Annotated in this window: 21 protein-coding genes; 3 read left to right on the top strand and 18 right to left on the bottom strand. The window is 36.6% G+C overall.

The window, feature by feature from the left end; translation table 11 throughout:
* Positions 1–311 precede the first annotated feature (311 nt).
* Positions 312–1,076, bottom strand: coding sequence for an SDR family NAD(P)-dependent oxidoreductase (locus QWT87_RS05060; protein WP_302714321.1), 765 nt, complete (start codon positions 1,074–1,076; stop codon positions 312–314).
* Between the two features lie 90 nt (positions 1,077–1,166).
* Entirely contained in the window at positions 1,167–2,105 is a 939-nt protein-coding gene (locus QWT87_RS05065; protein ID WP_407933583.1) for a helix-turn-helix domain-containing protein, read from the bottom strand.
* Positions 2,106–2,256: 151 nt separating this feature from the next.
* Between QWT87_RS05065 and QWT87_RS05070 the strand changes: the two genes are divergently transcribed.
* Together QWT87_RS05070 and QWT87_RS05075 are read left to right on the top strand one after the other, a co-directional pair.
* Complete coding sequence (locus QWT87_RS05070) at positions 2,257–2,412, top strand: hypothetical protein (RefSeq protein ID WP_123956691.1); 156 nt, start codon at positions 2,257–2,259, stop codon at positions 2,410–2,412.
* A gap of 18 nt (positions 2,413–2,430) precedes the next feature.
* Positions 2,431–2,589 (top strand): bacteriocin, encoded by a 159-nt coding sequence (locus QWT87_RS05075; protein WP_123956693.1) that lies wholly within the window; start codon positions 2,431–2,433, stop codon positions 2,587–2,589.
* Positions 2,590–2,667: 78 nt separating this feature from the next.
* Here QWT87_RS05075 and ychF read toward each other — a convergent pair whose 3' ends face one another.
* From ychF to QWT87_RS05135, 12 genes are all read right to left on the bottom strand, one after another.
* On the bottom strand, positions 2,668–3,759 hold the full coding sequence (ychF, locus tag QWT87_RS05080; RefSeq protein WP_185204766.1) for a redox-regulated ATPase YchF: 1,092 nt from the start codon (positions 3,757–3,759) through the stop codon (positions 2,668–2,670).
* Positions 3,760–3,966: 207 nt separating this feature from the next.
* Complete coding sequence (locus QWT87_RS05085; RefSeq protein ID WP_116098571.1) at positions 3,967–4,518, bottom strand: ferritin; 552 nt, start codon at positions 4,516–4,518, stop codon at positions 3,967–3,969.
* A gap of 220 nt (positions 4,519–4,738) precedes the next feature.
* Complete coding sequence (locus QWT87_RS05090; protein WP_302714332.1) at positions 4,739–6,592, bottom strand: alkaline phosphatase family protein; 1,854 nt, start codon at positions 6,590–6,592, stop codon at positions 4,739–4,741.
* 180 nt (positions 6,593–6,772) lie between these two features.
* A complete protein-coding gene (locus QWT87_RS05095) occupies positions 6,773–7,444 on the bottom strand; it encodes an HAD-IA family hydrolase (RefSeq protein ID WP_302714334.1) in 672 nt (223 codons plus the stop codon).
* A 6-nt stretch (positions 7,445–7,450) separates the two neighbouring features.
* On the bottom strand, positions 7,451–8,605 hold the full coding sequence (locus tag QWT87_RS05100) for a TIGR03364 family FAD-dependent oxidoreductase (protein WP_302714336.1): 1,155 nt from the start codon (positions 8,603–8,605) through the stop codon (positions 7,451–7,453).
* 12 nt (positions 8,606–8,617) lie between these two features.
* Positions 8,618–9,919 (bottom strand): DUF5690 family protein, encoded by a 1,302-nt coding sequence (locus QWT87_RS05105; protein ID WP_302714338.1) that lies wholly within the window; start codon positions 9,917–9,919, stop codon positions 8,618–8,620.
* Positions 9,920–9,929: 10 nt separating this feature from the next.
* Positions 9,930–12,755: a TonB-dependent receptor gene (locus QWT87_RS05110; RefSeq protein ID WP_302714340.1), complete on the bottom strand. Its 2,826-nt coding sequence runs from the start codon at positions 12,753–12,755 to the stop codon at positions 9,930–9,932.
* A 363-nt stretch (positions 12,756–13,118) separates the two neighbouring features.
* Positions 13,119–13,688 (bottom strand): helix-turn-helix domain-containing protein, encoded by a 570-nt coding sequence (locus tag QWT87_RS05115; RefSeq protein WP_302714343.1) that lies wholly within the window; start codon positions 13,686–13,688, stop codon positions 13,119–13,121.
* A gap of 1,144 nt (positions 13,689–14,832) precedes the next feature.
* Positions 14,833–16,437 carry a glycoside hydrolase family 10 protein gene (locus QWT87_RS05120; protein WP_407933582.1) on the bottom strand — a complete coding sequence of 535 codons (1,605 nt, stop codon included), beginning with the start codon at positions 16,435–16,437 and terminating at the stop codon, positions 14,833–14,835.
* Positions 16,438–17,249: 812 nt separating this feature from the next.
* Positions 17,250–19,055 carry a translational GTPase TypA gene (gene typA / locus QWT87_RS05125; protein WP_302714346.1) on the bottom strand — a complete coding sequence of 602 codons (1,806 nt, stop codon included), beginning with the start codon at positions 19,053–19,055 and terminating at the stop codon, positions 17,250–17,252.
* A 189-nt stretch (positions 19,056–19,244) separates the two neighbouring features.
* Positions 19,245–19,502: a DUF1294 domain-containing protein gene (locus QWT87_RS05130; protein ID WP_288457741.1), complete on the bottom strand. Its 258-nt coding sequence runs from the start codon at positions 19,500–19,502 to the stop codon at positions 19,245–19,247.
* 52 nt (positions 19,503–19,554) lie between these two features.
* Positions 19,555–19,761 carry a bacteriocin-like protein gene (locus QWT87_RS05135; protein WP_087710641.1) on the bottom strand — a complete coding sequence of 69 codons (207 nt, stop codon included), beginning with the start codon at positions 19,759–19,761 and terminating at the stop codon, positions 19,555–19,557.
* Positions 19,762–19,932: 171 nt separating this feature from the next.
* Between QWT87_RS05135 and QWT87_RS05140 the strand changes: the two genes are divergently transcribed.
* Positions 19,933–20,289 (top strand): hypothetical protein, encoded by a 357-nt coding sequence (locus QWT87_RS05140; protein WP_302714351.1) that lies wholly within the window; start codon positions 19,933–19,935, stop codon positions 20,287–20,289.
* A gap of 44 nt (positions 20,290–20,333) precedes the next feature.
* On the opposite strand, the gene QWT87_RS05145 is transcribed toward QWT87_RS05140, so the two are convergent.
* From QWT87_RS05145 to QWT87_RS05160, 4 genes are read right to left on the bottom strand one after another with little or no spacing between them, the layout of a single operon-like run.
* On the bottom strand, positions 20,334–20,474 hold the full coding sequence (locus QWT87_RS05145; protein WP_288457738.1) for a hypothetical protein: 141 nt from the start codon (positions 20,472–20,474) through the stop codon (positions 20,334–20,336).
* A 3-nt stretch (positions 20,475–20,477) separates the two neighbouring features.
* Positions 20,478–20,783 (bottom strand): cytidylate kinase family protein, encoded by a 306-nt coding sequence (locus tag QWT87_RS05150; protein ID WP_302714353.1) that lies wholly within the window; start codon positions 20,781–20,783, stop codon positions 20,478–20,480.
* The gene (locus QWT87_RS05155) at positions 20,749–20,994 is read right to left on the bottom strand and encodes an AAA family ATPase (RefSeq protein ID WP_302714355.1); all 246 of its coding nucleotides are present in this window, start codon (positions 20,992–20,994) and stop codon (positions 20,749–20,751) included. The genes QWT87_RS05150 and QWT87_RS05155 overlap by 35 nt, the downstream gene beginning before the upstream one ends.
* 11 nt (positions 20,995–21,005) lie before the next feature.
* The gene (locus QWT87_RS05160) at positions 21,006–21,881 is read right to left on the bottom strand and encodes a viperin family antiviral radical SAM protein (protein ID WP_302714357.1); all 876 of its coding nucleotides are present in this window, start codon (positions 21,879–21,881) and stop codon (positions 21,006–21,008) included.
* Positions 21,882–21,942 lie beyond the last annotated feature (61 nt).

Consider the following 21,942-nt stretch of genomic DNA (forward strand, 5'->3'; position numbering starts at 1 on the left):
GACAGGCTCAGCTTGACATCGCTAAAAATCAAGCGTTTAGTATTAGAGGTGCCACACTGAGCTTGTCGAAGTACCTGTTATAAATAATTGATTTTCATATCAGTGCATAGTAATAGGTTGTTTAACGGATATTCAAAATTTTAAATTTAACCACAAAAGATGCAAAAGACTTTATTGAATTTATTTAGAGTATTTCAAAACTCTGCAAAGAGAAAAAATCTTTGATTTTTTAAACTTGTGTGCTCTTTTTTCCATTTAAGTAATAAAATCGCTTAAGTCTTTTGCATCTTTTGTGGTAAAAAATCTAAACACTATAAAAACATACCTCCGGAAGCTTCAATTCTCTGTCCGTTGATCCATCTTGCGTCTTCCGTACATAGGAAAGCCACTATTCCACCGATATCGTCGGGAACACCTGCTCTTCCTAAAGCGGTATTATTGGCAACCATAGTATTGATATTTTTATCATCCCTTGTTCTTCCGCCGCCGAAATCCGTTTCAATAGCACCGGGAGCCACAACATTGGATTTAATTTTTCTTGCACCCAATTCTTTTGCCTGATATTTCGCAAGCATATCAATCGCTGCCTTCATAGAACCATATACGGAAGATCCGGGTAATGCAAACCTTGCCAATCCTGAAGAAACGTTGATGATTCCACCACCTTCGTTCATAAAAGGCAAAAATTTCTGAGTCAGGAAAAATACTCCCTTGAAATGAATATCCACCATATCGTCCAACTGCTCTTCACTAACCTCCGGAATCGGGCAATATAAAGCTGTTCCTGCATTGTTGATGAGATAATCGATGTTTCGGCTGCCTGTATTTTCTTCAAGATGATCTCCGACCGTTTTCACAAAAGCATCAAAACTTTTCACCTCTTTTGTATCCAGTTGATAAGCAATTGCTTTCTGTCCTAAAGACTGAATTTCTTCTACTACTCTATCCGCTTCATCCCTGTTGCTTTTATAAGTTAAAATCACATCAAGACCTTTCTGGGCAATTTTAATAGCAGAATTTCTTCCTAATCCTCTGCTTCCCCCTGTAATCAGAGCAATTTTTCTTCTTGTTTCCATTATTTAATGATTTATTTTAATGAGACAAAGTTCAGATAATTTACGGTTCTGGCGTTTGCTTTATTCAAACTTAAATTTGCAAAATTCAAATCATGACCGGAATTCCAGTGGAGCGAGAGATGTTTTCTTTTTGAAAAAGTTAGAGAAGTGTGCAATCTCTTCAAATCCGAGAGCGTAGGAAATCTCAGAAACATTCCACTTGGTCTGTTTCAGAAGAATTTTTGCTTCCTGAATAACCCTTTCTGCAATAATTTCCGTAGTGGTTTTCCCTGTACTTTCTTTCAGTTTTTTATTTAAATAATTTACGTGAACCGCCAATCGGTCTGCATAATCTTTTGCCGTTTTCAGCTGCAGTCTCTGATCCGACGATTCTATGGGAAACTGCCTTTCCAACAGTTCGATAAATAAAGAAACAACACGCAGTGAAGCGTCATTTGACGTTGATAATTTTGAAGCCGGCTGCAACTTTTGTCCATAATGAATAAGCTCCAGAACATAATTTCGGATAAGATCATACTTAAAAATATAATCGGAATTAATTTCTTTTTTCATCTTATCAAACAGGAGTTCTATTTCGTCTGCCAAAGCATCATCAATTTCAAACAAAGGAACATTTCCCGGCTGAAAGATCGGTAGATCTTCAAGCGTATTGTGTGATTTGTCTTTAATAAAAAAATCTTCTGTAAAAACGCAGAAACTCCCCGACTGGAAAGGATCTTCGGGAATCCAGTGATAAGGAACTTTAGGAGTCGCAAATAAAAGTGCATTCCCTTTTATCTGAATAATTTTATCTGCATATTCCGCTCTGTTTCTGCCTCTTATTAAGCTTATCTTGTAATATTTCCTTCTGTTATAAGGCATTTCGGAGGTTGTTTTGATTTTTTCAATCGTTTTGGCGATATCAAAAACATTGAAATGACCAATTTCTTTATGAAGCCCTTTCGGAAAAATGGTTTCGAGATCCGTTCCGAGTTTCGCGGTCATTTCTCTGTAAAAATCATCCAGCGAAGTGTAAGAAGTATGCTGCATTTTTTCCATACCTAAGAATTTGTAAAATTCAAATGTACGGAATATTCTTTCTGAAATCCACAACAATAATTTTATAAATTTATCAAACCAAAGTGATTTATATTGAAATATTTTATAAATTAGTAATTACCAAATTAAAATTATGTCTTATATGAAAAATCAAAATCTATCAAATGGAAAAAAGCTTAATAATAAGCAGCTAAGATCCATCAAGGGTGGACTACAACAATGTGTTGATCCGGAAACAGGACTTTGTAAAGCTTATGGCAGACGTTGTGCAGAACCTGAATGTTTCGAACTTCCTTAATCCTTTAAAATCATCATTATGAAAAATCAAAAGTTACAAAACGGAAAGAAACTGAATAAAAAACAGTTAAAATCTATTACTGGCGGAAAAGAAATATGCACAGATCCTTTTACCAAAGAATGTCTTAAATATGGTATTGGCTGTGTAGAATTAAAATGCCAACTCATTGATTTATAAACTATTTAAATAAATAAAAACGCTTCGAAGCAATGCTCCGGAGCGTTTTTCAATATAACTAACTTTAATACTTTATTCTTATACGTTGAATCTGAAGTGCATGATATCACCGTCTTTTACGATGTATTCCTTTCCTTCTACAGAAAGTTTTCCGGCTTCTTTTACTTTTACCTCAGAACCGTAGTTTACATAATCATCATACTTGATTACTTCTGCACGGATGAACCCTTTTTCAAAGTCGGTATGAATTACACCTGCAGCCTGCGGAGCCGTCCAGCCTTTTCCGATTGTCCAAGCTCTAACTTCTTTTACTCCTGCTGTGAAATAAGTCTGTAATTTCAATAGATCATAAGCTTTTCTGATCAGTCGGTTCACTCCCGGTTCAGTAAGACCAAGTTCTTCAAGGAAAATTTCTCTTTCTTCAAAAGTTTCCAGTTCATTAATGTCTGCTTCAATCTGAGCGGCTAAAACAACTACTTCTGCGCCTTCATTTTTAGCCATTTCTTCAATTTTACCAATCCATTCGTTACCATGCTTGATGGAATTTTCATCCACGTTACAAACGTAAAGAACCGGCTTATTGGTTAACAGTTGAACATCTCCTATAATTGATTTCGTAAGATCGTCTGTTGCAAATTCTCTTGCATTTTTACCGTCTTCTAAAAATTTTTGAAGACTCTGAAGTGTTTCATAAGCCAGAACATCTTCTTTTTTACCGGATTTGATGAACTTTTTAGCTTTCTCAACTGCTTTTCCTACCGTTTCAAGATCTTTCAGCTGAAGTTCGATATCAATGATTTCTTTATCTCTTAACGGATTTACCGAACCTTCTACGTGAACAATATTTCCGTTATCAAAACATCTTAAAACGTGGATAATTGCTTCACACTCACGAATATTGGCAAGAAACTGGTTTCCTAAACCTTCTCCTTTACTTGCTCCTTTTACAAGTCCTGCAATATCTACGATCTCTACAACGGCAGGCAAAACTCTTTCAGGTTTTACCAATTTTTCCAGCTCAAACAATCTGTGATCCGGTACTGAAACAGTCCCCAAATTCGGTTCGATGGTACAGAAAGGATAGTTTGCCGACTGCGCTTTTGCATTGCTCAGACAGTTAAAAAGAGTTGATTTACCTACATTCGGTAAGCCTACGATTCCACATTTCATAACGAAATTTTTATTTTATTTATAATGCTATGTAACCTTTCGGTTTCATATTGTAAAATTCTATGGTTAAGATTAATATTCAAATTGGAGGTTATTCCGATCTGAACTTTCAGCGTGCAAAGATAGTGATTTTAAAGAGAGTTTCATAATAAAAAAATCTGCCATTTTCTGACAGATTTTTCAATAATTTAATTTCAAAAAAGATTGTTAAGGATTATCTCCCGTCGCTTCCTGCGCCAAAGGAACATCTCCCGGAGTTTCCTGTAAAGTTTTATCTAAGGTAAATAAAGATTCATCAGATGCTCTGTCTCCTCCCGCAATTTTTAATTTATCAATTAAATTCTGTGCCAGTGTTTCCTCTTCAATCTGCTCCTGTACAAACCACTGCATAAAGTTCCACGTTGCCCAGTCCTTTTCTTCAAGTGCCATATCTACAATTTTATAAATGGCAGTGGTGTTATCTACTTCATGTTTGAAAACTCCTTCAAAACAATCGGTAAGCGATTCCGGATCTGCCGGAGGAGCAGGAATTGCATCTACTTTTGGCTTTCCGCCTCTGTTTAATACATATTCCATGAATTTGATGGAGTGATTTCTTTCTTCCTGAGCGTGTCTGTACAGGAAATTCGCAATTCCCTGATATCCTTTATCGTCTGCCCAGATTCCGTATGATAAAAAGGTGTGTGAAGCGTGAATTTCTTTGTTCATCTGGTCGCTTAATGCTTTTTCAATGGAATCGGAAAGTCTTTTGGTATTCATAATAGATATTTTTTGTGATTATGAATCTATGGATACAAAAATGGTTCCGAGAAGTTTTTATTTTTAGCCAAAACATTTAAATACATTTACAAACCACTGAATTACAATATTTTAATCTAATAATTTATAGTTATTCTAAAATATGAAGCTGAAGTTTTCATATAAAAAGAAAACTTCCGATATAAAAACGGAAGTCTTCTCTAAAAAAATTATCTCTGTACTATTGTTTTATAAATGTTTTGGTAAGCGACTTTCCTTTTCCTGTTATTTTTATGAAATAAATCCCAGCCGGAAAATGACCTACATTGAATTTTTCATGGTAAACATCGTCGGAAGAATTGACTTTTCTTGATAATATCAGTGATCCTTTCGCATCAATAATTTCAATCTTCATTTCCTTTTCCTTTGATTTTAATTTTATATTTACCTCCTGATTCGAAGGATTGGGATAAATCATAAAATCATTCGTTATAATCTCCTTTTCTTCAGCAGATAAGCTTCCGTTGGCACATAGCGGAATTCTGTTGACCCCATCAATTCCCCAAGATGGCTGAACAGGAATACAAAGCCAGTTCAATACAGTCGGCAAGTGATCCGTTTCCCGGGTTGTCGATAAATAATTATAAATTTTAAAATTAGTAACCGTGTTCAGATTTCTGGCAGGAGATCCGGTAATCGTAACGGTGTTTACATTCGGACCAGAATCTGCCAGTGTATTTCCCGAAACCTCATCACATTTCCAGTTGGCAACCAATTGAGAATAATAAGGATGCGAAGCCGTAATATCCTGATTTGCCCAATTCACGATAACCTCGTTCGGAAGCGCAGATTTCCACACTCTGATGTCTCTGTAGGAAGCTGCAAGCGTTGGACTGTAGGTATTCGTCCCGTCCTGATTGATCGTAAACGGAAGTCCCGAATCAATATTTCCAATGGTGCTCATTTTTGCAAAAGTTACGGGAACACCATCTTCATACATTGTTACAAGTCCGTCTCTGTCGAAACTTACAGCAATGTGTTTCCATGTATTGAGTTCCATTTTTCCGCCCACAAGATCAATCCTGTTGGTTCCGTCACCAATATTCATTTTAAAAGTCTGTCCGGAATATCCTGAAATTACAAAACCTTTGTTCTTTCCGTTTGCCCAGTTTTTATTACTCATCATTACAGGATCACTGGTGTACGCAACATTGGGTTTCACCCAGAATTCAACTGTAAAATCCTGAGTTGCCCCAAAATTAAATGGAGCCTGATTCGCAGGTTTTGCATACGTTCCTGCAGGAAGATTGAGCTGATTGAACGTTTTAGAAGATTCTGAAATGGTTCTGCTGATTTGCTGAGGAGTAAAATTAGGATTAGAATAGATGGTAAAAATATTCCTTTCCGAAAGATTTCCGCCTCCATGCCCGTTATCTACCGCACCGTGATCCGTAGTTAAAACAACCAGCCAGTCTTCATTACTGTACGTTGATCGGCTTTTCATAGCATTAACAATTTCTCCGATGTACGTGTCGATGGTTTGTATGGCAGAAACATACTGCGGTACAGAAGACGAAAAACCATAAGAATGTCCGGCGTGATCCACATCATCAAAATCAATAAATAAAATGTCCGGATTATCGTTTTGCAGTGCATTTACAGCAGCATTTTTCACTGCAAGATCCGTTGTGAAATTAGTCTTCACATCGGCGTTCTGAACAATGGTATTGTTAACCGGAGCCCAATGAGCCAGAGAAATGGTTCTTAAATTGGGATTATACGCTTCTGCTCTCGTTAAAAAATCAGGGTAATTTGCATAATTCGGACTGGTAAAATTATTGTCCTGCACATTGTGTTTCGTATGCCAGACTCCTGTAAGCATGGTGCTCCAGCCGTTTCCGCTCAAAGTAATTGCGGCACAGAGTCCGTCTAAAGAATAAATTGACTGATCTGCCAGTGCATGAATGTTCGGAGTACCGGAAGACATCATAACATCCGCCCGACAACCGTCGATCCCGATGAAAAGAACTTTCTTCGTCTGAGCTCCGAGAAAACAGCTCATTACGACTGCCATTGAAAATAGTTTTGTTTTCATAATAATAAGTGGGTTTTGAATTTTAAGATTTTACAAACTTTAGGTTGATTGAGTAATTTAAAAAAGGGACGTTTGGAACTTTGGGAACTTTGTCAAAGTTTTAAACTTTGACAAAGTTGATTTCCTGGATTTCAGAAATTAAAAAAGAGGCTGAATTGGAATAAGCGTAATTTGAAAGAATTAGTAAAAAAATCGTTCAGCCTCAGAAATCGTGTTAAAAATATAGTCGGGATTGGATTTTTCAAGTTCAGCCTTGCTTTGCGCTCCGGAAAGAACAGCTACCGTAACTCCGCAGCCTGCATTTTTGCCTTCTTCGATATCAATGACGGAGTCACCTGCTTTTAAAACTTTTTCAGGTTCATGAATATTAAATTTTTTCATAGCCAGAAGAATCATTTCCGGACTTGGCCGGCTTGCTGAAACATCGTCGGCTGTAATTAAAGCATCAAAGTGGGCATTTTCTTTCCAGCCCAGTTTTTCTAAAAGCTGTAGGGCAATTTCGGAAGTATAGCCAGTATTTAAAACAATCTTTTTATCCTGAGTTCTCATCTTTATCAGGAAATTTTCAACGCCGTTAATGGGTTTTACCTCTAAATTCTGATAGGCTGTTTTCAGCTGATCCGAAAATCTTTCAAAAATGGCAACTGCGTCTTCTTCATTTCCGCCTATTTCTTTTAGCAGACTGCTGATCGCTTCCAGTTTTTCCATTCCGGCGCAGCTTAATAACACTTTTTCCAGAGAAACGTTGTATCCGTAATCATTCACGGATTTCATTAACGTTTTATATACCACATTATCTTCATCAATGGTGGTTCCAGCCATATCCAGAACCAGTAATTCTATGTTCTTCATTTAATTTTATGCGTAAATTTTATCTATATTAAATTTTGAAAAGCCTCCGCTTCCCGTCATTCCCTTTCCTCCGATTCCCGTTACAATATGAATGTTGGGAGACGGACTGTACTCGAAAATATCTTTTGTTTTGCACTGGGAATACACTCCAAACCATCTTCTCTGGATCTCGTAAGTCGGAAGATCTATGATTTTCTTTGCTTCACTAATCATGAATTCATCAATTTCCATATTTAGGTCAAATCCTAGATCATCTGCACTTTTCGCATCTGCATATTCATGGGAATCTCCTAAAATAACTGAACCGTCCAAAGCCTGTTTGAATAAAATATGGACTCCGTATTTTTTCTCAAAGGAATTCGGATCTTCCATTGATTTGATTTTTCTGAAAGACGGACATTCTTCAAAGGATTCATACCTTCTGACGGAAAGTCCGGTGAGAATATTTCCCTGAAGCGCATAAATTCCCTGTGGTTTTGTCTGAAGCATCTGCAGTTTGCTTACTTCAAGATCACTTTTGTTAAAAACTTCTGGAAATAAGGTTTTAAATTCATGTCCGCCGCAAATGATTATTTTTGAGGCGTTCAGTGCTGTTCCGGCTGCAGTGATGGCAATACATTCTCCGTCATTTTCATGGGTTTCAACAATGGTCGTGTTGTAGAAAATTTCCAGCTTCAGTTTTTCCTGTAGGAATCGGTGAAATTTTACAATCATTTCAGCAGAATCCACCGATAGTTCCTGAGGAAAAAACAATCCGCCTTTGCAGTAATCTGAACGAAGACCATCAAATTTGCTGATGCATTCGCTTTTTGAAAGAAGAACAGATTCATAATCATTATTTTTATTGATTTCATGCAGCTCATTAATTAGCTGAAGCTCTTCGTCATTGGATGCGATATAGACCGAACCGTTTTTTCTTACCGTTAAATCAGCCTGAAGCTGAAGTTCGTTATACATGGCTAAACTTTCTCTTCCGAAGTTCTGCCATTTGAGATCCATTCCGGAAGGTACGACCTGTCCGAAATTTCTTACTGTTGCTCCTTGAGGAACTGAATTTTTCTCCACTAAAGCTACTTTAAGTCCTTTTTTCAGCGCATGATACGCATGAAAGGTTCCTAAAATGCCTCCTCCTACAACGATTAAATCAAATTTTGTTGTCATTTTTACTATAATTTATATACTTTTCGAAGGATCGAAACTGATGTATGGTTTTTTATTGATTTCATTTTTTCCTGATTTTCTTCTGAATGCGACCAATGCGATGAAGGAAGAAACCAGCACAATGGCTACGATGATGTAGTTCAGCCGGATATAAAAATTCAGCCATGAAGTCTGCGGTGAGCCGAAATTTTTGTAAAGCAGAATCAGAACACTTCCCAGATACCCGAAAGAATCTACGAGATAGATCAGAAATCCTACATTTCCTTTGATATTGAAAGCGGCAATCATCCTGTCGAAATACATTCCGTTGAACGGGATATAGCAGAGGTACATTCCGAAACCTGAAAGAACCATCCATAAAAAAGGCGATATAATAGTGCTTTCAAATAAAAAGGTTGAAAAACCTACGGTTAAAATTCCCCCAAAAAGAAGATAATGATACCAGGCAAAAGCTTTTCTGTTGTTTTTGATCTTCACCATGAACCCTAAGATCAGAAGCACCATAACAGCAATCGGAATTTCCGTTAAGGTAAAGACAGAACTGCTGAATCTGATGTGCAGATTATCCCAGATCTCGCGGTTAAAATTATCTCTGAAATCCCTTAAAACCGTAAGACTTACATACAACAGTGTAATGCATACCATCGGAACCAGAAACTGCTGCATGATTTTTTTTCTTTCTGCTTTATGAAGCGGCTCTCTTTTGTTTTTTAACAGAATGTCTTCTTCCGTAGGTTGCGGAAGTTTTTCCAGCATCAGTCCGAATATGAGCAACGGAATGATGAATAACAATCCTGCCGAAAAGGGCATCCAGAATTCTGAAATACGGAAAGTATCCATTAAAAACTTTCCTGCGGATTTTGTAAATCCTGAAGAAACCACAAAGCTCGAACACAAAAACAAACCGATGATTTCCGTTGTCTTTCTTCCTTCAATATAAGAAAAAACGATTCCCCAGATCATCCCGAGCGGAATCCCGTTAATGAACATACAAAGAATATTGTATGGAGCGGGAATGACGGCAAAACCCAGCAAAGCAATTTCTGCAACTGCAATAAAGATGAATAAATAGAAGATCCTTTTTTCCGGCTTTAATTCTGAAATAAACTTAATTCCAAGAAATTTTGAGATAAAATATCCCATAACCTGCGCAATGATTATCAAAACTTTATAATCGATCCCGAAATAAGAAAGTCCTTCGAAGGAGGCGACTGTAAAGGGTTTCCGGAAACCATACATACAAAAGTACACTCCAAATGCCGCGAAAGCCGCTTTCAGGGTTACTGCTGTTTTTTTATCGACCGCTTTTACCATGGTGATCCGGTTAGAAATTAAGCTTTATTCCCAAGTTGCATCTTACTCCGTAATATTCAACCTGTTCTGGACGGGTTTCGTCTTTTCCGAAATGGTAGATCAGCGGTTTATTCAGAATGTTGTTCACGTCTGCATATAGCATGAGATGTTTGGTGAACTGATAGGAACCTCCGAAATCCAGACTGCTGTATTTGCCGTAGTAGGAATCATTGATATCATCTTCCGCATATTCCACAGCATATTTGCCTTTGTAATTGTACGCCAGTCTTGCGTTGAATCCTTTTTTCTCGAAAAACAACTGAACATTGTATAATTCTTTTGCCTGATAAGGAAGTTTTACTTTCCTTCCGCCTGGTTTTACCATTTCAGAATCCATGAAAGTGGCGTTAAGCTGTGTTCCGAAGTATTGCAGGAAACCGGGTAAAAAATCGAATCTTCTGTTGATGCCCAATTCGATTCCGCTTAGTGAAGCGGCTTTTCCGTTATTTGGTGCGGTGAACTGTACGCCGTTTATTCCGTTGTAGTTTCCGATGAAAGAATCCTGAAAAATAGGATCTGTAATGGATTTATAGAATACTCCCCCGCTCAGAATTCCTACGTTTGAAAAATAGTATTCTCCCATCAGATCAAAATTCAGTGAATAGGTCGGATTCAGATTCGGGTTTCCGCCTTTGAATTCGTTGTCTGCTTCGCTGTATGTTCCTCCCGGAGTTAAATCTCCGAAATTGGGTCTGGAAAATGTTCTCGTAGCGGCAAAACGCAGATTTATTTTATCATTTACAGTGTATTTAACATGCAGCATCGGCAAAACGGCAAGGTATTTTTTTGTGTTTTCAACAGGAATCAGGGCATTATTGATTACATTATATCCTTTTACTTGCGTATTGGTATTTGATAATCTGATCCCTCCTAAAATGGTAATCTTGTCATTCACTTTATACGTTCCCATTCCGTAAGCATCGGCGTGTTTTTCAAAGACATCGAAATTTCTTCCGAGTGCTTTATTGTATTCCAGAGCTTCCGAATCGGCTGTATTGATCTTTAAATTTCCCTGATTCTGAAACCAGAACTGATCCATTCCCGATGTCGACAGAACAGGACCGAACGTATTCCCGATGTGGGTGTTCATTTCGCTTAAATATTGAGTTCCATTCGCCTGAGTGGTGATGTACTGTCCAAAATCTGATAAAAGCGGTGCCGTTCCGTTATTCCAGTTGTAGAAAATATCCGAGAATCTGGCATTCCGTTCTTTATCCCTGTATTTGAAGCCGTATTTTAAGGTTAAACGATCTGAAGCATTGATCTCATGGTTAAAAGCAGCGACAATCTTATCCTTTTCTTCAACAAAGACTTTGTAAAATTCAAGATCGGTAAATCTCATTTTGGAGGCATCCATTTTAAAATTGGGATCGCTGTAAAAGCCAAATAACGCGTCCGGATCTTTGTAGTCCAATTTTCCGCCATCGGCTTTCCAGTAAGCTCTCGGACCTATTCCGTGATTGGCAATATAAGCAGGATCAATTACCACTCCGGATTGAGTGTACTTAATGACAAAATAGGAGTTGTTCTGCTTATCGGGAATGTTTCCGTATTTGAATTTATTGTCATAATACGATAGATCCCAGTCGATCTTCCCTTTGTTTAACTGATGAACTGCGCCTAAAGAAACCGAAGTTAATTCTGTAATCAGACGGTTATGGATGTTCTGCAATTCCACTCTTGCGGTGTTGTTGGCGGAACTGAATTTATCAAAACGGATTCTGTGTTTGTAGTGCGTTTCATCATCAGACAGCGTTCCGTACATTCCTTTGAGATAAAATGTGGTTTTTGGAGACAGCACATATTCAAATGCCGTGTTGAATCCTGTCGTTTTTCTCACTCCGTTGTAATCGCGAAGCTCTAACCTGAAAACACCTTCGTCCCCGCTTCTTCTGGCTTCAAAATTATCGGTAGACCAGTTTCGGATGAAGTGTGCAAAATTGAATAAATACCCGAATTTTTTATCCTTTGTTCTTCCGCCGTAAAGCAAACCGATGTTGTAGACTCCTTTATCAGATTTAGCATTGTAACCGCTTCCCAGCGTTGCTTTGAACTCGGTTTTCATGGGTGGTGTTTTCGTAATGAAATTCACACCGCCTCCGATTCCGTCGGCTTCCATATCGGGAGTGAAAGATTTATTTACATGAACATAAGAGATAAGTTCCGTCGGAAAAAAATCGAAAGCGGTTGCTCTGGATGTAGTTTCCTCTTCCGCTGTGGGAAGTCTGTTTCCGTTGATGGTTGTTGATGCCCAGAATGGCGGCAATCCCCTCAGAGAAACAAATCTTCCTTCTCCCTGATCTCTCTCTATGGAAACTCCCTGCACACGCTGAACGGTTTCCGCAGCATTTCGGTCGGGTAATTTTCCGATTCCGTCGGAAGCAATAACGTTGGAAATATTGATTGCGTTTTTCTGAAGATTTAAGGCTCTTGCTTCGCTGTTTTTCAGAGATCCCGTAACGATGACTTCGTCAATGTTTTTCTGTTTCTGAAGCATGGAGATCATTCCCAGATCCATAGTCTGCTGAGACTTTAGATATATTGTGATATTTTGATTTTCAAAACCAATATAAGAGATCTGCAGATCATAATGTCCCGGTTTCAGATCATTGACGGAAAACTTTCCTTCCAAATCGGTCATGATGATTTTGGAGGTTCCGGCAACCTTTACGGCAGCTCCCGGAAGCGGCTGATTATGGTCTGAAACAATTCCTGTGACGATCTGTTGCTGGGCAGAGATAAAGATACTGCAACAGGCAAAAAGAGGGAATAGAGATTTTTTTATTATCGGCTCCATTGTTTACATATATTAAATTTATATCGCAAAAAAAGTCAATAATTTTAATATATGTAATTATTTTATATTAAGTAATGTTTAATAAATGAAGCAGAATTGTTACCTCAGTTTTACCTGCAGAAAGTACCGTATTCTTCTTTCATAATGGAAAAACATGAGTGTTAATCAGTGTTTCAGAAGATAGAACACAATATGCAATGCATATTTGTTTAATAAAATTTTCAAAAAAACAACCGCCCAAAGATTAATTTAAAGTTAAATCAGAAGGTTTGATAAAAAACAGAAAGTTGCGTATTTGTAAACTTTTATGAAAAATAATAATTGAATATTTGTAAATAAACAATTAAAAAAGAGACGTAAAATTTATCCTGAGTAAAAATACAAAACCAGCATAATACAGCTTTCATTACTGATGCTCACCGGAACGTGCGGGAATTTTCCGTTAAAATAAAGAGAATCTCCTTCTTTTAATATCACTTCTTCATTATCGATCAGATATTTTACTTCTCCTTTCAGAATATACTTGAATTCCCATGCATCGGTAATTACTTTTTCTCTTTTGGCTTTGGGTTCAAGGGTGAGTAAAACCGCTTCAAAACCTAAAGAATGAAGGCTTTTGCTGAAGATATGCATGTATTTAAACCCTTCGGCTTCCACTTCTTTTTCAATAAGCTGCTGGTTTTCTTTGGGCAGGTAAATGAATTTTGCGTTTGATTTTTTCTCAACCCCTTCAAAAAAGTAACTTGCATCAATTTCCAGAGACTGGATTAAATCCAACAAAACGGGAAGCGAAGGAATCGTTCTTCCGTTTTCTATTCTGGAAACGAGTCCGTTGCTTACATTGGCTCTGAAAGCTAATTCGTTAATGGTTAAATTATTTTTTTTCCTGATATCTTTCAGTCTCTTTCCAATGCCTATTAAAAAATCATTCATATCATTTACAGTTAGCCAGATCCGGTTATTATATGCAGAAGCAAATTTACTATATTAAATGATATTTCTTCCCAACTATCCGGAATTTGGGGAAATTTAACCACGAAAGGCATAAAAGATAATGATAAAGCTCAGTTTCAAAATAATTAAAATCCTCAAAAGCATAAAAATCAAAGATTTTTAAAAACTGTTATTTTCTTTTATTCTTACGCTTGTTAACTTTTAAAAATGTATCAAAATCTTTTGTGACTTTGTGGTGAAAAAAAGTGCTTACATTTTCAACCAATAAAACTGTCATTTTTAAGAGACTCTTCATTGCATATTGCTTCGCAAAATTCCATTCTGAATGACAGGAAAATTTAACCACAAAAGGTACAAAAGATAATGATAAGGCTCAGTTTCAAAATAATTAAAGTATTCAAAAGCATAAAAATCAAAGATTTTTAAAAACTGTTGTGTGCTTTTATTCTTACGCTTGTTAACTTTTAAAAATGTATCAAAACCTTTTGTGACTTTGTGGTTAAAAAAAGCCTTCTTAATCTGCAGTACTGTCATTTTGAGCGAAACGAAGTGGAGTCGAAAAATCTAAAATAACTTCAGACTAAAGATTCTTCATTGCATATTGCTTCGCAAAATTCCATTCTGAATGACAGGAAAATTTAACCACAAAAGGCACAAAAGATAATGATAAGGCTCAGTTTCAAAATAATTAAAGTCCTCAAAAACATAAAAATCAAAGATTTTTAAAAACTGTTATGTTGTTTTATTCTTACGCTTGTTAACTTTTAAAAATGTATCAAAATCTTTTGTGACTTTGTGGTGAAAAAAAGTGCTTACATTTTCAATCAATAAAACTGTCATTTTTAAGAGATTCTTCATTGAATATTGCTTCGCAAAATTTCATTCAGAATGACAGGAAAATTTAACCACAAAAGGTACAAAAGATAATGATAAGGCTCAGTTTCAAAATAATTAAAGTATTCAAAAGCATAAAAATTAAAGATTTTTAAAAACTGTTGTGCTCTTTTTATTCTTATGCTTGTTAACTTTTAAAGATGCATCAAAATCTTTTGTGACTTTGTGGTTAAAATAAAAAAACAGCAGCCTGTTTAAGACTGCTGAATTTTATCTTTATTTGCTAAAATTATTTTATTTTCTTGGCGATATAATCGCTTTCGTTACCTAATCGGTCAATTGCTTTGATGGCAACTGCATTCAGCACTTTTCCTTCTTTATTTTTAGGAATTTCTCTGGAAAGCTGATCCAGAGTAAGGATTTCAGTTTCCCAGATTCCGTTGTACTGGGTAAAAAGCACCCATTGGAAAACTTCTTTTATATTTTTTACGCTCCAGCTTATCTGCGCAGAATTTCCGTTGTTATTGATGAACAAAGTCGGGGTCTGCAAAGGAATAGCTTTTATCCATGACGTTTTTGGAACCAACGCTTTTTCTTTATAGGGTCCGTTTTTCAGGGTCGGAAGCATGTTGGCATTTTTGGTTAAACCGGCAATGCTCCAGTGAATTTCCCCTGCATCTTTCCCTAAAACCTGCCGCGATATTTCGATCTGATTTTTAATTTCGGTCGGACGGTCTGAAGTTTTAATTTCTACCGTATTCAAGCCCGGCCAAAGATGTCGGTTCATTGTGTTTTCAGATTTCCACCAGTTCAATAAGCCTTCAAACGGCTGTCCTTTGGATTCTATCGGCCAGTACAACTGTGGCGAGAAATAATCTACCCAGCCTTTATTTAACCACAATTTGGCATCGGCATAAAGTTCATCATACTGAGAAGAACCAACCACACCTTCCGGATAACCGGGTTTCCAGATTCCGAACGGACTGATCCCGAATCGTACATAGTTCTTTTCTGTGTGGATTTCTTTGTAAATTCTTTCAACAAATTTATTCACATTATCTCTTCTCCAGTCGGCTCTTGTTAAGGTTCCTCCGTTGCTTACGTACGCATTCCAGGTTTTATTGTCGGGAAAATCTGCTCCTTTATTATAGGTTGCGTAAGGGTAAAAATAGTCATCAAAATGTACGGCATCAATATCATATCTTTTTACAATATCTTTTACTACGTTTGAAACGTGTCCCTGCGTTTTCGGATCTGCCGGATCAAACCAGTACATTCCGTTTTTCAGGCGGATGACGATGTCGGAAAGCTTATTCACCATAGATAAACTGTTGGGTGAGCCTCCGTTCGAATGATGAGCGCGGTACGGATTCAGCCACACATGGAGTTCCAGTCCTCTTTTGTGAGATTCTTCGATCCAGAACTGTAAAGGATCATAATTCGGATAAGGAGCGGCTCCGGTCTGTCCGGTCAGGAAATATGACCAAGGTTCCAGATTACTGGTGTACAAAGCATCTGCGGAAGGTCTTACCTGAAAAATAACGGCGTTGAAGTTATTGTCTTTCAGCATATCCAGCATGGAAATGGCTTCTGCCTTCTGCTGATCGACGGATAAATTATTTCTTGAAGGCCAGTTGATATTGGCAACACTAGCAATCCATGCTCCGCGAAATTCTCTTTTAATTTCCGGAAGATTGGTTCGGAAAGTATCATCTTTCGGAGGTATAGCCGAAGGATCTGTGCTTGTAATAGGAAGAGGAGGTTTTGTTATGGCAGGTTTCGTAGAATTTTTTACGGGTGTGGAAGCTTTCACTGCACTGTTCTGTGTGGAGCACGCAATAAATGATGTAAAAAATCCCGATAAAACGATTATTTTTAGGGTATTCATTCTCATAGTCTGCAAAACTACATTAATTTATTTTGTTGATTTTAAATTACAATAATAAAATGAATTATTTGAACTTTGATTTAAAATTACTGATGCTTTAGCGCAAAGTTTTTTTGACTATTGACTGCTTTTAAGTTTGCGAAGGCGTTTCACTCAGGTAAACTTTAAAAGACTTCCTTACTTACAAGTTTGTTTAAACTCATTTTAAAAAGTCGTTTAAAGTAAAATGGCGGAAAACTCTATAGAGTTTTTATCTGTGTAGAAAACATATTCACAAGGCGTTCTACGTTCCGTAGGAACGCTATCTTTAGAAAATTTATCGCAATATAGGTATCAATCCTATGGATTGATTGACGGATTTATTCTTGTTTCTACACAGATTCTGCTCCTAAAGGAGCAAATTTTTTTACTTTAAACAACTTCTAAATTTTACCGCAAAATACAAAAGACTTTATTGGATTTATTTAAAGTATTTCAAAAGTCTGCAAGAGAAAAATTTTTGATTTTTTAACTTATGTGCTATTTTTTTCGATTTAATTATTAAGCTTAAACAACTAAATATTACAATCTTTTGCATCTTTTGCGGTAAAAAAGTTTAGGCAAGTTTTATATTGAATTCTGACTAAAGCCAGAATTTTTACCGAATATTTAAACCGAGTAAAATCCTCTCCTATTTTGATTAATTTCTAAAAAGATTCTTCATTTCATAATGCTTCGCAAAATTCCATTCAGAATGACAGATTGAATTTTAAACATACTCTTATTTAAAACAAAAAAAAGCCCCGAAAAACCGGAGCTTTATTATTATAAAAACTGAATTAAGCTTTAGCCGCTCTTTCCACTTTTTTTCTGTCTTCTTCAGAAAGTAATTTCTTTCTCATACGGATGAAGTTCGGCGTTACCTCAATGGCTTCATCACCCTGAATATATTCCATACATTCTTCAAGAGAGAATAAGATCTTCGGAGCAACGCCTGTATCTTTATCTTTACCTGCTGCTCTCATGTTGTTCAGCTGCTTCGCTTCCACGATGTTTACTACAAGGTCACCCGGTTTATTCTGCTCACCGATGATCATTCCTGCGTAGATTTCCTCTCCCGGATCTACGAAGAACTTGCCTCTATCCTGTAGTTTGTTGATGGAATATTCTGTAGCCGGACCTTGTGTTTTGCTGATCAACACACCATTGTTTCTTCCCGGAATAGCTCCTTTGAAAGGCTTGTATTCTGTGAAACGGTGTGCCATAATCGCTTCTCCCGCAGTCGCTGTTAACATCTGAGAACGCAATCCGATCAGACCTCTTGAAGGAATCTCGAATTCCATGTGCTGCATTTCTCCTTTTGTTTCCATGATATGAAGGTCACCTTTTCTCTGAGTAGCTAAGTCGATTACTCTTGAAGCATATTCTTCAGGAACGTCTACTACCAAAGATTCGTAAGGTTCGCAGCTTACTCCGTCGATTTCTCTAAGGATAACCTGTGGTTGACCGATCGTCATTTCGTACCCTTCTCTTCTCATGGTTTCAATAAGAACTGATAAGTGAAGAATACCTCTACCGAAAACAAGGAACGTGTTTGCATCGTCGGTCTGCTGAACTCTTAATGCTAAGTTTTTCTCTAATTCTTTGGTTAATCTTTCTTTTAAGTGGTTAGACGTTACATATTTACCGTCTTTCCCGAAGAAAGGTGAATTGTTGATGGAAAACGTCATGTTCAGCGTAGGCTCATCAATTGCTGTTCTTTCCAAAGGCTCAGGGTTTTCAAGATCTACGAAAGAATCTCCGATCTGGAAAGCGTCGAAACCTACCACAGCACAGATATCTCCTGCCTGAACTTCAGTTACTTTTTTCTTTCCTAATCCTTCGAAAACGTATAGTTCTTTTACTTTTCCTTTAGCTACTTTTCCGTCTGCCTGTGCAAGACCGATCCACTGAGATTCTTTAATTTCGCCTCTCGTTACTTTTCCGATCGCGATTCTTCCTAAGAAAGAAGAATAATCCAGAGAAGTAATCTGCATCTGAAGATTACCTTCTGTAACTTTCGGCGCAGGAACATACTGTAAAATACCATCCAGTAAAGGTAAAATATCTTCAGTCTGCTCTAATGAAGTGTTGAACCATCCCTGTTTAGAAGAACCGTAGAACGTTGGGAAATCCAACTGCTCTTCAGTTGCATCCAGGTTGAAGAAAAGATCGAATACCTGATCGTGAACCTCATCCGGACGGCAGTTTGGCTTATCTACTTTATTGATTACCACCAAAGGTCTTAAACCAAGTTCCAAAGCTTTCTGAAGTACGAATCTTGTCTGTGGCATCGGTCCTTCGAACGCATCCACCAACAAAATTACTCCGTCTGCCATTTTCAGTACTCTTTCTACCTCTCCTCCGAAATCGGCGTGACCCGGTGTATCAATTACGTTAATTTTCGTGTCTTTATAAGTAACAGAAATATTCTTGGATAAGATGGTGATCCCTCTTTCTCTTTCAAGATCATTGTTATCCATAATTAACTCCCCACTCTCCTGATTTTCTCTGAAAATATTGGTTGCGTGGATGATCTTATCAACCAAGGTAGTCTTACCGTGGTCAACGTGTGCGATAATCGCAATATTTCTAATGTTTTGCATATAAGATTTTTACGGGTGCAAAAATAGTGATTTTTAATGAAATATGCATCAATAACTTTTGTTAATTAACAAATTCATAATGAGTGCATTAAACGGAGCGAGTTTCTTAAACTATTATCATTAAAGCATTTATTGAATATTTATATCCTTAGAATTTTGAATAATTGATTAAATTTTTAACCATCAATCCTATGAATATTTTTCAAAAAAGTAAATGAAAACAGCCTGTATTAAAACAATGAGTCCAAATTTTAATAAAAACGAAGTCTTGGAAATTTTGTGTCTGAAGAAGATCATTGCCAGTAAAGCTCCGACAGTTCCACCCAAAAAAGAAATCGCCAAAAGTGCATTTTCGGAAATTCTCCGCCGGTGTTTTTCTGCTTTTCTCTTGTCGGCTCCATAAATAATAAAGGTAAAAAGATTGATGGCTGTTAAAAAATAAAACATTGGCAAATCTAAAATAAAAAAGAGTGTTAATAAACACTCCTTTAAATATTTTTTATATACATAAAGTATATTCGCAAGGATCCTGCGGAGGAGCTTCTCCACAAATAATATCAAAAGTACCGCAGTTACTTGATGATCCTCCACCCCATCCCCATTGAACAACGCATGTATTTGGATCTTTACATCTTACCATACCTTTAATGATACCTCCCTGAATAGATTTCATCGCATTTCTAGAAACCTTTTTTAGATTTTTCATGATATATTTTTTATAGTTTGAGAGATAAAAATATAAAAAAACATTAGATCTGCAAAATATTTCAACACTTATTGAATAAAAAATATCCTTAGCAGATTTATTCTAAATAATTGTAAAGAATCCTCTGTAAAATCTTATATTAATTTACATTTGTATGATTAATTAAATTAAATGACAGTACAGGATTTAGCAGGAAGTTATTCTATTCAGGGAAGCAATCAGGAAGAGTCTGCGGAAGTTTCTTATTATGGGATTCTCACCTTATCCCTCGACGAAAACCAACGCATCATTGCTGAGTGGATGATTGGGGATCATATGCAGCAAGGCACCGGTTTTTATAAAGACGGAATTCTGGTCATCAACTTCCGCTACGAAGGGGAAAATCTCAAAATTTACAAGGGTGTGGCGGTTTACCGCTGTATCAGCAAAGATATTCTGGATGGTTTCTGGTCTGAAAAATATGGTGATCCGAGATTTCTGGGAAGTGAATACTGTGTGAGGATTTTTGGATCGGAGGTGTTGAATTAATTCCTTAATAATTTAAAAAGTCCGGCAATTACCGGACCTGATTATTATGCCTTCTTTTGATTATTACTCATTTGTTTCCCTCTGTTTCCCTGATTCTGATCATATTGGCTGTTCGTACCATTTGTTCCTTTGTTAGGATTTTTCAAGTTAGCACTGTTTTGTGCAGGAGTGATTTTCTTTTTCATTTTTTATTTTAAGTTAGTTAAAATTACATTTACTATTTCCTGAGGTGTCACTGTATTATTTATATTAACAACCAGATCATAGTGTGATTCTAAAGTATAATCTACATCATACGCATTTTCAAACTGTTTTTTAAAAGTTGTGTTCCTCTCATTAACTGTTTCAAAAGTTTCATTATACCTATTTTCTTTTTTCAGTCTCCCGACAGCATCTTCCTCAGAGATTTTAAGAAAAACATGAAAAGCATTGTTAATAAATTTAAATCCTAAACGATAATCAATAATTAAATGTTCTTTTTTTATTGCATTCATCAGCGAATTCCCTGTCAATTTCTTTATCAGTTTCCGGATTTTCAGTACATCTTCGCTGAAATTCAAAAATATTCAATCCTTCATTTTCTGCTCTCTCCCGGATTAAATTTCCTAAAGAAATAAACTGATACCCTAATTGTTCTGCCAGTAATTTTCCTACTGTACTTTTTCCAGAAGCCACTTCACCGGATAGCGTAATTTTTGTTTTCATATAATTTTAAATTAATCCCATTGATATAAACCACCTCTGTCTAAAAAGTTTTTATAGCTGTAATCCATCTCATCATAAGCTCTTTTAGCTCCTGCTTCCAATACTGGTCTGCTGTATTCCTGAAAGCCTTTTTTATTGGTAAAAAACCTTCCCGCAGGATCTATCATCACATAGCTGTCTTTCATTTCAGAATTATCTTCAGAAACCAATATTTCATGATCTTTCAAAAACTGATGGTTCGCTATAAAATGATCGAACTGCTGTTGACTGATAATAAATTCTTCAATGTGTTCATCATTCTCCCCTTTCATCGGCAGAACCTGAAATACCTTCCAGCGTTTTGGCTGAGCATAAAGAATCAGATCCATTAAAGACTCATTGTAATTCTGACGATGGACAACTGTGTTGACCTTTAATTGAAAACCATACCCCTTAATTTCATCTATAAGCGATTTATAGGCTTCCGCAGTTAACGGATCTTTTCCTTTAAAAGCTCTTCCCGATTTAATATTGGTTTCATCATTCAGACTATCAATACTCAAGATGATCCAGTCCAGATTCTTCTGGTTTTTCTTAAAAAACGTTTCATTCAGCTTGGTTCCGTTGGTCACCAGCATTGTTGTCATCCCTGATTCTTTTGCAGTGGCAATAAGATCTGAAATCCATGGACATATTGTAGGCTCCCCTCCTGCAAAGGTTATTTTTTTTAAACCCATTCCGGCAATCTGCTTTATCAGTTCCAGAGATTGTTCTTTAGGCAAATGTCCTTTAGGAAGTATTTTTTTAGCCTCCTGAAATGTTGCAAAGCAGAACCTGCATTTCATATTACAGGGTTCCCAGAGATGATAATTAACGGAAGGAATTATTCCTTCAAAAGATGTTTCCATTGTTTGTTTTAATAATTGTTTATTGTACAGGAGTACCAACAAAAAAACATCCGGAAAATAA

Source organism: Chryseobacterium urinae, from assembly GCF_030518295.1.
Lineage (GTDB): Bacteria > Bacteroidota > Bacteroidia > Flavobacteriales > Weeksellaceae > Chryseobacterium > Chryseobacterium mucoviscidosis.

Coding starts and splice junctions, on each gene's coding strand:
- QWT87_RS05145 (WP_288457738.1), bottom strand. CDS start 20,474: ATGAAAAAGAAAATCACTCCTGCACAAAACAGTGCTAACTTGAAAAAT.
- QWT87_RS05100 (WP_302714336.1), bottom strand. CDS start 8,605: ATGACAACAAAATTTGATTTAATCGTTGTAGGAGGAGGCATTTTAGGA.
- QWT87_RS05130 (WP_288457741.1), bottom strand. CDS start 19,502: ATGTTTTATTTTTTAACAGCCATCAATCTTTTTACCTTTATTATTTAT.
- QWT87_RS05065 (WP_407933583.1), bottom strand. CDS start 2,105: ATGCAGCATACTTCTTACACTTCGCTGGATGATTTTTACAGAGAAATG.
- QWT87_RS05090 (WP_302714332.1), bottom strand. CDS start 6,592: ATGAAAACAAAACTATTTTCAATGGCAGTCGTAATGAGCTGTTTTCTC.
- QWT87_RS05085 (WP_116098571.1), bottom strand. CDS start 4,518: ATGAATACCAAAAGACTTTCCGATTCCATTGAAAAAGCATTAAGCGAC.
- QWT87_RS05135 (WP_087710641.1), bottom strand. CDS start 19,761: ATGAAAAATCTAAAAAAGGTTTCTAGAAATGCGATGAAATCTATTCAG.
- QWT87_RS05105 (WP_302714338.1), bottom strand. CDS start 9,919: ATGGTAAAAGCGGTCGATAAAAAAACAGCAGTAACCCTGAAAGCGGCT.
- QWT87_RS05115 (WP_302714343.1), bottom strand. CDS start 13,688: ATGAATGATTTTTTAATAGGCATTGGAAAGAGACTGAAAGATATCAGG.
- QWT87_RS05095 (WP_302714334.1), bottom strand. CDS start 7,444: ATGAAGAACATAGAATTACTGGTTCTGGATATGGCTGGAACCACCATT.
- typA (WP_302714346.1), bottom strand. CDS start 19,055: ATGCAAAACATTAGAAATATTGCGATTATCGCACACGTTGACCACGGT.
- QWT87_RS05110 (WP_302714340.1), bottom strand. CDS start 12,755: ATGGAGCCGATAATAAAAAAATCTCTATTCCCTCTTTTTGCCTGTTGC.
- QWT87_RS05160 (WP_302714357.1), bottom strand. CDS start 21,881: ATGGAAACATCTTTTGAAGGAATAATTCCTTCCGTTAATTATCATCTC.
- QWT87_RS05120 (WP_407933582.1), bottom strand. CDS start 16,437: ATGAGAATGAATACCCTAAAAATAATCGTTTTATCGGGATTTTTTACA.
- QWT87_RS05060 (WP_302714321.1), bottom strand. CDS start 1,076: ATGGAAACAAGAAGAAAAATTGCTCTGATTACAGGGGGAAGCAGAGGA.
- QWT87_RS05150 (WP_302714353.1), bottom strand. CDS start 20,783: ATGAATGCAATAAAAAAAGAACATTTAATTATTGATTATCGTTTAGGA.
- QWT87_RS05075 (WP_123956693.1), top strand. CDS start 2,431: ATGAAAAATCAAAAGTTACAAAACGGAAAGAAACTGAATAAAAAACAG.
- QWT87_RS05140 (WP_302714351.1), top strand. CDS start 19,933: ATGACAGTACAGGATTTAGCAGGAAGTTATTCTATTCAGGGAAGCAAT.
- ychF (WP_185204766.1), bottom strand. CDS start 3,759: ATGAAATGTGGAATCGTAGGCTTACCGAATGTAGGTAAATCAACTCTT.
- QWT87_RS05070 (WP_123956691.1), top strand. CDS start 2,257: ATGAAAAATCAAAATCTATCAAATGGAAAAAAGCTTAATAATAAGCAG.
- QWT87_RS05155 (WP_302714355.1), bottom strand. CDS start 20,994: ATGAAAACAAAAATTACGCTATCCGGTGAAGTGGCTTCTGGAAAAAGT.